Source organism: Shewanella sp. GutDb-MelDb, assembly GCF_002836075.1.
Classification (GTDB): Bacteria; Pseudomonadota; Gammaproteobacteria; order Enterobacterales; family Shewanellaceae; genus Shewanella.
In genome coordinates this window covers 43,112-51,499 of record NZ_PJBM01000127.1, presented here as the reverse complement: position 1 = coordinate 51,499, position 8,388 = coordinate 43,112, and the positions used below count along the sequence as shown (strand labels likewise).

Here is an 8,388-nt window from a genome sequence, read left to right as displayed (position 1 = left end):
TTTTGCGTTATAACATTTAAATGAAGCGCGAGCCTATCCCTACGGTTGTTAAGTAGAGTTCACTAAATGTACACCATTGCTGGATACGCCTCACTTTAGATGTTGATTTTTTGTTGCATTCCGAGTCCCCTTTGCTGGAAATTTAACTTTACTCACGTTTATTTAATTAAAGTCGCACTTATTGTTGACTAAATGTGTTGAGCATGTAAATTGATGGCTGTAAATGTTGAAGGTTTCACATTAAAAAATTATAAAACTCAATAAGATTAAAAAAATTGAGTACATAACTAACAAAGGGAATGTTGAATATGACATCAATAAGCAGTTTAACTAATGCAGTACGAGTTGCGTTACTTGCAACTACGAGTGCAGCGTTACTTGCAAGCACGGCAGTTTATGCTGAAGAGCAAGATGAAAACAAAATAGAACGAATTGAAGTAACAGGTTCAAAAATTAAGCGTATTGGTCAATTGTCTCCAACTCCAGTAACTATCATTACTGGTGCGGATATGATGGATATGGGTATCACTAACGTTGCCGATATCTTGAATAAACTTCCGTCATCGACTGTTGGTATCTCTCCTGAAACATCAAATAATACGATTTTTGCAAACGGGCTGAACCAAACAAACCTACGTGGTTTAGGCTCTGACCGTACTCTAGTATTAGTTAACGGTCGTCGCTTTGTTGCAGGTTCAAATGGTAGCTCAGCTGTCGATTTAAACACTATTCCAACAGCAATGGTTGCAAGAATCGAAGTGATTACCGGTGGTGCATCTGCGGTATATGGTTCTGATGCCATAGCGGGTGTTATTAACATTATTACTCGTACCGACGTAGAAGGCATTGAGCTTGATGCTTCTTATATTCAGCCAGAGCAAAGCGGCGGTGAAGAAAGCCAGTTCTCTCTTACAGCGGGCGGCAGCTTCATTGATGATAAGCTTTCTACGGTATTTAACTTTACCTATGCAGAGCAACAAGAGCTACGTAAATCAGATAGAGATTTCTTAGATAACCCAGTTAATAGTATTTATAATCCAGACACATCTGATGGTGCTCCAGCACGTATTGCTTATGAGGGGCGTAAGCCGCTATCTTGGATTAATGAAGCGGGTACTTTCTTTGCTGATGACGGTGGTCAATACACCTTCGATAAAAATGGCAATATGAAGGTATTTGATTACGGCGAAGGTCTAATTGAAGGTCCGGGTAACAATGGTAATTACTGTGGCCCAAGCTGTGAAGGTTATGATCCTGTAAACTACGGTTTAGTACGTACACCGCTAGAGCGCATGGTGTTTACGTTAAATACTGATTATGAAATCAATGACGATCATAAGATCTTCACTGAGATTACTTATGTTGATTATCAATCTAACGGTGAAAGTTCACCAGTATTCCATACTAACAACCCTATCGCAGCAGATAATGCTTTCCTTCCTGATGATACGCGTCAGCTAATGACTGACACAGGAATGACTGGCTTTAACCTTTATCGTATGGATAGAGAGTTTGGTAACCGTACTTATAACCAAGATCGCGAAACAATGCGATTCCTAATCGGTATCGAAGGTGTTATCAGCGATGATTGGGATTACTCTTTTCATGCTCAACGTGGTCAGCTAGATGAAACCACTGTATGGGGTGGTGAGATTTGGGATGCCCGTTATAACCAAGCTAAAGATTCAGTCCTTGCAGCTGATGGCAGTATCGTTTGTCGCGATACCGATGCACAAGCGGCAGGCTGTGTTCCTTTAAATCTTTTTGGTGAAAACCAAGCAAGCCAAGCAGCTATCGACTGGGTTAGTACTAGCGCAGGCCAAACTGCTAAAACAACCCAAACAACTGCTGGTTTAGTGGTTAGTGGTGCGTTATTTGATTTACCCGCGGGTTATGTTAGTGCTGCGTTCAGTGCTGATTACCGTAAGGAAGAGTCAGAAACAAACCCAGATCAAGCGTTAGTCGATGGTACTATTTTTGGTAACAATGCTAACCCTATGAAGGGTGAATATGATGTAACCGAGTTTGCAGCTGAATTTAGTATTCCACTATTGTCTGATATGTTCCTTGCACATGACTTAGGAATTGACCTTGCTTATCGCTGGATGGATTACAGCACAGCGGGTAATGACGATGCTTGGAAAGTCGGTTTAAACTGGGCACCAATTGAAGATCTTCGTATTCGTGCAACAAAGTCAAAATCTGTGCGCGCACCAAACATTGGTGAGCTATTTAGTCCTGCTGGACAGACATTTGAAAGCTTTACTGACGTTTGTGACAAAATCAACGTCGAGTTAGGTCCAAATGACAATCGTAAAGCAAACTGTCAGGCTAGTGGCTTACCAGAAGGTTGGAATCCAAGTGATTCGTTTTACCAGAGTAATACCCCTGGTAGTAATGCAGGTAACGCTGATCTAAAAGCCGAAACTTCAAACGATTACACAGTCGGTGCTGTTTATACGCCTAGCTATCTTGAAGGTTTCTCTATCACAGTTGATTACTGGGCTTTTGAAATTTCAGATGCAATTGAATATATCGACGTAGATGTGGCAGTTCGTTATTGCTACGACTCTGAGTCGTTAGATAATGTTTATTGCAGCCGATTTACCCGTGATGGTTCGACTGGCGATATCGTTGATTTCGTCCAGAGCCCTGTAAACTCAGCTTCGTTTGATGTTAAAGGTGTTGATATTGAAAGTCAGTACGATATCCCAACTGACAGCTTTGGTGACTTTAAAGTTCACGTTATCGCAACGTATCTAGAAGAGTGGCAAACTAACCCGACTGGTTTTGCTGAAGATTTACAGGTTGATGTTGGTGAGTATACCGACCCTCGCTGGAAAGCGATGTTTAGCCTTGGTTGGAACTTAGATGTACTTAATCTAGAAGCAAGAGCAAACTATCGTCATTCATCAGTTGCTAGTAATGATTGGCAGCCAGAGAACAACAACTATAACGATATTCCATCGTCTACAGTTTGGGACTTTACTGGTTCGTATGCTTTCACTGATTCATTGTCTGTACGCTTTGGTGTGAAGAATGCGTTCGACTTAGCGCCACCACGTAACCCATATGTTTATGATGGTGCTGGTTTGTATGACACTACCGGTCGTGCTTTCTTCCTAGGTGCTAACTATAAGATTTAGTAGTAACTTAAGATAGCAATGTCCTAAATGGACATTGCGAATTAATTGAAAGCCAGTAGTTAATCACTACTGGCTTTTTTATGTTTTATCACGAACTTTGCTCAATCTTTTTTTATTTTTAACAATCAAACCATAATAGCGATGGTAAGCAATAAGATTACTCCCAATAAAGAGCAACTCCATTAACACTGCAGCGGGTGAACCAACGAGCATATTATTGATAAGCCATATACTGGTACCTATGAGCATAAGTTGCCGCAGACGTTGATCGCTTTGACAAAAAGCTGCCATGGTTTGAATTGAGCTGCCGGCAAAGCTCAGTAAGCTCAACATTCCGGAAAAAGTTAGCATCATTACGAGTGTGTTTAAAGATAGAAAAATATACATTAAGCGTTTTGAGTGGCTAAAAATAGTGACGAAATATCTGATGGTTGCGAGTAACATTAACGCTGTGGCCGTCCATTGTTCAAGTAGTGCAAAATGGCTGGTTATGAGTACGCCGGAAACAGATAAACAGGCCACTATTTTTTGTTTTTGTTTAAATTGAAATGAAAGAATATCGAACACAATTGCGATAGCAATTAAGCATTGTGACAGCATAAAAGCAGACATACTGCAGCCTTAATATTATAAGGCTTACGGGTTGTAAGCCTTTCATTTTTTTAAGACTATATTGAATCGCAGCGACAGTAATTAACCTAAGTTCATTAGGGGGATTAAACTTAGCTTTGCTCGAAAAGTCGTGACTTTAACCGAGATAAACTCACAGGACTGATACCAATGTAGCTGGCTAACTGAATATTATTGAGTTTTTTAACCCAAATAGGCCGATGTTCGATTAAGAATTGATAACGCTGCTCAGGGGTATTAAGTAACAAGAAAGCTTCTTTTTGTTCTTTATAAATTAGTTGCTGGCTAAGTAATGCTATTTTACCGGTTTGCCATTGTGGTTGAGACAGCAAACTTAAAGGTATTTGCAGTAGTTGTGCGGTTTCTACTACTTCTATTTGATATTCAGCTACATGTCCGGTTAACCAACAGGCGTAAAGGAAGCAAAGCTCATGCGTAAAATAGAACTCCTTAGATAAGTCAGCGCCACTCCCACTATAATGACAAGCTTTAAGGATCCCAGAAACGATAAAGTAGGCGTTATTCTGTGGTTGACCTTGGCGTAATAAAATCTGGCCACTACTGGCATTAAAACACTGACATTGAAGTAACGTTTCATCAATAGCGCTTTGATCGAGGCCCAATGTGTTTAACGCGGTGGAGAGCACCTTTAGACAGTTATCAACTTGGATAGATTTTGAATCGATATTCATAGCGTTCATCAATTAATTATTACACTCACTCTAGCCAAGCTTCTCATTGTTTTATATGTCTTGAAAGCGCTTCCGATCAAAAAGCGTACTAGGCAAGCGCCAAGGTTACATGGCCAATATCTCCGAAGCTACTCCCACTAAATGGTATTGAGAGAATTAAGTCTCAACGTCAGTGATACGAATCAAAATGTATCTTCAACAAGCCAGCAGTGCACGTCATTAAAGCTTGGAAATAGTGCCATAAGATTGTGAAGGTGATCCAGTGTTAAATCCTAAGGCGCGATTTTAGCTTGGATAACGCTCAATGACCCAGAGAATGGCAGTGATCAGACCCAAATGGGCCCAAATGATGGTAACTCTGACTCTCACTGTTCATTTATTTTTAGCAACAACCATTTACCATCGTTAATGGGCAGGCGCTTGGCGTGCTTCATAGGCCGCAGACTGAATAAAAGTACGGATTTCACCTTCTAGTCTGGCGACATTGTATTGGATTTGATTGTAATTAAGCTCAGCATAGTCACCTTTTATCGCCCCAGTGGCTTCGATGATTGAGATCCGCTCCGCTAATAGCTCTTTTGAAACACTGTCTTTAATCTTGGCTTCAATGATGATTTTAGCTGTTTTACTCTCATTTCCTGTAACGCCTTTTAACAAGGTAAGTGCAGCGCCAACTGGCATTAGTTGTCTGAGTTTTAGATCGGCATTGACCACTGTGGCACGACTCACTCTGATTGATAACACTGCGACATGTTCACCGGCTTTATCGACCACATCAATCGATGGCGATATGTAATCACCTAGTTTACTGGTGACGTTAATCGCTAAATCATTGAGTACCGACAGCGGGATCTGCGCGTCATAATGGGTATCAGGTGTTAGCTCAACTCGGGACACTATAAGTGAGTGGTAGTAATGAGGCTCTATTTTGTTAGAGACCCACTGCACCCCTTTATTACTATTTCCATAATTAACTTCATGAAACTGGCGGTTAGTCGGTAAATCTGCAGTGGAATAATCTGGCGAAATTGGGGCATTGCTAGCGCATGCGCTCAGTAGTAATACTAAACTTGTGCACAGTATATGAGCGGGAGAAAAATTCATCAGTCGTTACCTTTAAGAAAGAAAGCGCTAAACACGAGTGTGCTTAGCTTCAGTCTCTGCAGTGTATTGATTTAAAGGAGCGGCGTTATCAAATCGAGATAAGCTTTATATAAACGATATATATTTAGCGTTATATAGGCTGATTATTTACTCATGACTCGCGGTGCTAAAGGCAATGTTGCTGAGGTGATCAGCTTGCTCTTAGAGGCGAGAACGGAGAATGTACTCCAAACAAGCGCCACGGCTGCACAGACGATTAATGGTTGCTGCCAACTGCCAGTGTCCTCATGAATAGCACCCATTATAATGGGACCCGTTGCTGCAAAAAGATAACCCAGAAACTGTGCCATTCCTGACAATGTAGCCGCTTGATGAGCGCTAGAGGTACGCAAACTGATCAGCGCTAATGCGACAATGAAACCACCGCCAGCGCCAAAACCAAACATCATTCCCCAAATCATTGCGTGGGCGGGCGCAAGGATCAAGCCTAAGATCCCAATAAACGCCATGAGGGTTAAGCCGAAACTCAAGAGTCGCTTATCGTCGATTTTAGCCATTAACGGGATAAGTAGTACGGCGGGCACTGCGGTGAACAGCTGTAACGTGCCATGAATAACGCCCGCTTCATGGTGGCTGTAGCCCTGTTCGACCAAGATTGTTGGTAACCAGCTGATGAAGATGTACATCAAAAATGAGTTCATGGCTAAAAATAGGGTGATGTGCCAAGCGTCAGCATTACGCCAAAGGTAACTATGGCTATCAAGTTCCATTGCATCTTTTGTTGGAGCTGTATGGTTACGCAATTGCGGCAGCCATACCAACATCGCAATGATGGGAAACAAAACTAGACTGACTAACGAAAAGGCCCAATTGGGGATAAAACTAATAGAGAGTGAATCTGCGAACTCAGCCAGTGGTATTGCCGAACCAGCACTGAGGGCCGAACCTGCCCCCATCATCAATACGTAGATTGAAGTCATGGTGGCAATTTTATTAGGGAAATCTCGTTTCATCAAGCTTGGTAACAGCACATTGGCAATGGCAATGCCGGCACCTATGATTACCGTGCCACTAAAGAGGCCTAATGTATTGCCCAATGAGCGGATAACCAGGCCTAACGTGATTAATAACAGCGATAACATCAGTGCTTGTTCAAGCCCGCGTTTGCGCCCAAGTCTTGCCGCTATAGGGGAGAAAAAGGCAAATGCAAGCAGTGGTAAGGTCGTGAGCATACCTGCTTGAGTGGCGGATAGATTGAGCTCAGCGCGAATGGCGTCGAGTAAAGGGCCTATTCCTGTAATGGGGCTGCGTAAACTCACTGAGATCAGTAAAACACCCAGCATTAAAAAGGCGCTGCTGGCCAGAAAAGGAGATTTGAGCTTTGCCATTGTGTGTCCTCGAGCAAAAAAGATAACTGCTTTACAGTAAAGTGCGCAGCTTACGCTTCATTATGCTTACTGAATTGAGCTATAGTGACTTTTTATTGCTTAAAACGGTCAAGTATTTTGTTGAACATTCATTCTTTCCCGGTATTTGATTCTGATGCTTTCCCACAGAAAGTGGTGGCTTTGAAAATGACGGGCGGGGAACGCGACGCAGAAACCCCGCAGCACCAGCACCATAAGTGCCAGTTGGTGATGGCGTTAAGTGGTTACATTAAGTGTAAGATTGCGGATGCGATTTGGATGGTGCCGCCTAACTGTGCGGTATGGATCCCAAGCCAGGAGTTACATGGTAATTTGATCTCTAGTAACGCCAATGTATGTATGCTGTTTATTGATCCTGACGTTCAAGGTATGCCTGAAAAAAGTTGTACCTTATCAATCTCTCCACTGATAAGAGAGCTAACAGTACATTTGACCAGCTTAGAGCAAAATTATCTGCCTAATACTGCCACCGCGAGGTTAGTAGAAGTGTTAATTGACCTGCTCAAACAGATGCCGACACAGCATTATGATTTCCCGACACCAGTGGAGCCGCGTTTAAAGGCGATAGCTTCGCAATTGCTGTTAACGCCAGATGATAGACGGTCGATAGCCACGTGGGCCAAGGATTATGCCATGAGTGAGCGAACACTAACGCGATTGGTTAAGCACGAAGTGGGGCTTACTTTTGGCCGTTGGCGCGGTCAGTTGCATATTGTTTTAGCGTTGCAAAAGCTAGCCAGTGGTACCTCGGTACAGCGCATTGCAGAAGAACTCGGTTATGAATCGGCGAGCGCTTTTATCACCTTTTTCAAGAAGACCTTAGGTAAGTCACCCAAGCAGTATATTCAGCAACATGATCTGTAGCTAAATCCTTAGAATTTAGAGTTTAGAGTTTAGAGCTTAATCGTTTCATGATAATTACCACAGCTCGACAGTCCACACATCTCATCGTATGCCGTCTGGTATTCGAGTTGCGCGACCCGGTAGTGATGATTGCGCAGTAGCTGTTTTGCTTGTGCTAAAGAACTTACACAAACAATGCAGCTCTCTTCAGTGAGCTCGATAAAGTTGTTGTTAGCATCGCTAGCGCCTACCAAATAGTGGGTTGAATCAGCTACGCCAATAATTTTAGGTAAGTATGGCTGTCGTTGCTGAGTGATATTGTTGTCCACTATATCCAGATTGTTCGTGCTTTCAATTGCCGCAATAGTGGCAACTTTATTAGATGTACCCATAGCAGAATGCTCCCTTTGATTACTTTCCATTACGTTCAAAGAGGCGAAAGAGTTCACTGTTTTACTTTGCCAATGGCATTTGCGGCTGAGCTCAAGCCATGTGCGCTTGGTGTTGCCAAAATGCCGGTTGATTTAGTCTGTTTGATATAACAGG

At 42.5% G+C, this 8,388-nt stretch carries 7 protein-coding genes; 2 read left to right on the top strand and 5 right to left on the bottom strand.

Features of this window, described 5'->3' with window-relative positions:
• Positions 1 to 308: 308 nt before the first annotated feature.
• Positions 309 to 3,146: a TonB-dependent receptor domain-containing protein gene (locus tag CXF82_RS04095; RefSeq protein WP_102043711.1), complete on the top strand. Its 2,838-nt coding sequence runs from the start codon at positions 309 to 311 to the stop codon at positions 3,144 to 3,146.
• A 78-nt stretch (positions 3,147 to 3,224) separates the two neighbouring features.
• Here CXF82_RS04095 and CXF82_RS04090 read toward each other — a convergent pair whose 3' ends face one another.
• The 4 genes from CXF82_RS04090 to CXF82_RS04075 form a co-directional block, all read right to left on the bottom strand.
• Entirely contained in the window at positions 3,225 to 3,758 is a 534-nt protein-coding gene (locus CXF82_RS04090) for a YgjV family protein (RefSeq protein WP_102043710.1), read from the bottom strand.
• Positions 3,759 to 3,868: 110 nt separating this feature from the next.
• On the bottom strand, positions 3,869 to 4,468 hold the full coding sequence (locus CXF82_RS04085) for a Crp/Fnr family transcriptional regulator (protein WP_145991653.1): 600 nt from the start codon (positions 4,466 to 4,468) through the stop codon (positions 3,869 to 3,871).
• Positions 4,469 to 4,873: 405 nt separating this feature from the next.
• A complete protein-coding gene (locus CXF82_RS04080) occupies positions 4,874 to 5,572 on the bottom strand; it encodes a DUF3313 family protein (protein ID WP_102043709.1) in 699 nt (232 codons plus the stop codon).
• Between the two features lie 143 nt (positions 5,573 to 5,715).
• Positions 5,716 to 6,960 (bottom strand): MFS transporter, encoded by a 1,245-nt coding sequence (locus CXF82_RS04075; protein ID WP_101091398.1) that lies wholly within the window; start codon positions 6,958 to 6,960, stop codon positions 5,716 to 5,718.
• 186 nt (positions 6,961 to 7,146) lie between these two features.
• Between CXF82_RS04075 and CXF82_RS04070 the strand changes: the two genes are divergently transcribed.
• The gene (locus CXF82_RS04070; RefSeq protein WP_180961166.1) at positions 7,147 to 7,863 is read left to right on the top strand and encodes an AraC family transcriptional regulator; all 717 of its coding nucleotides are present in this window, start codon (positions 7,147 to 7,149) and stop codon (positions 7,861 to 7,863) included.
• Positions 7,864 to 7,892: 29 nt separating this feature from the next.
• Here CXF82_RS04070 and CXF82_RS04065 read toward each other — a convergent pair whose 3' ends face one another.
• Positions 7,893 to 8,234, bottom strand: coding sequence for a DUF6482 family protein (locus tag CXF82_RS04065; protein WP_102043708.1), 342 nt, complete (start codon positions 8,232 to 8,234; stop codon positions 7,893 to 7,895).
• Positions 8,235 to 8,388 lie beyond the last annotated feature (154 nt).

Excerpts from the sequence above, each read along its gene's own strand:
- CXF82_RS04095 (WP_102043711.1), top strand. The coding sequence starts at position 309 with ATGACATCAATAAGCAGTTTAACTAATGCAGTACGAGTTGCGTTACTT.
- CXF82_RS04090 (WP_102043710.1), bottom strand. The coding sequence starts at position 3,758 with ATGTCTGCTTTTATGCTGTCACAATGCTTAATTGCTATCGCAATTGTG.
- CXF82_RS04085 (WP_145991653.1), bottom strand. The coding sequence starts at position 4,468 with ATGAATATCGATTCAAAATCTATCCAAGTTGATAACTGTCTAAAGGTG.
- CXF82_RS04080 (WP_102043709.1), bottom strand. The coding sequence starts at position 5,572 with ATGAATTTTTCTCCCGCTCATATACTGTGCACAAGTTTAGTATTACTA.
- CXF82_RS04075 (WP_101091398.1), bottom strand. The coding sequence starts at position 6,960 with ATGGCAAAGCTCAAATCTCCTTTTCTGGCCAGCAGCGCCTTTTTAATG.
- CXF82_RS04070 (WP_180961166.1), top strand. The coding sequence starts at position 7,147 with ATGACGGGCGGGGAACGCGACGCAGAAACCCCGCAGCACCAGCACCAT.
- CXF82_RS04065 (WP_102043708.1), bottom strand. The coding sequence starts at position 8,234 with ATGGGTACATCTAATAAAGTTGCCACTATTGCGGCAATTGAAAGCACG.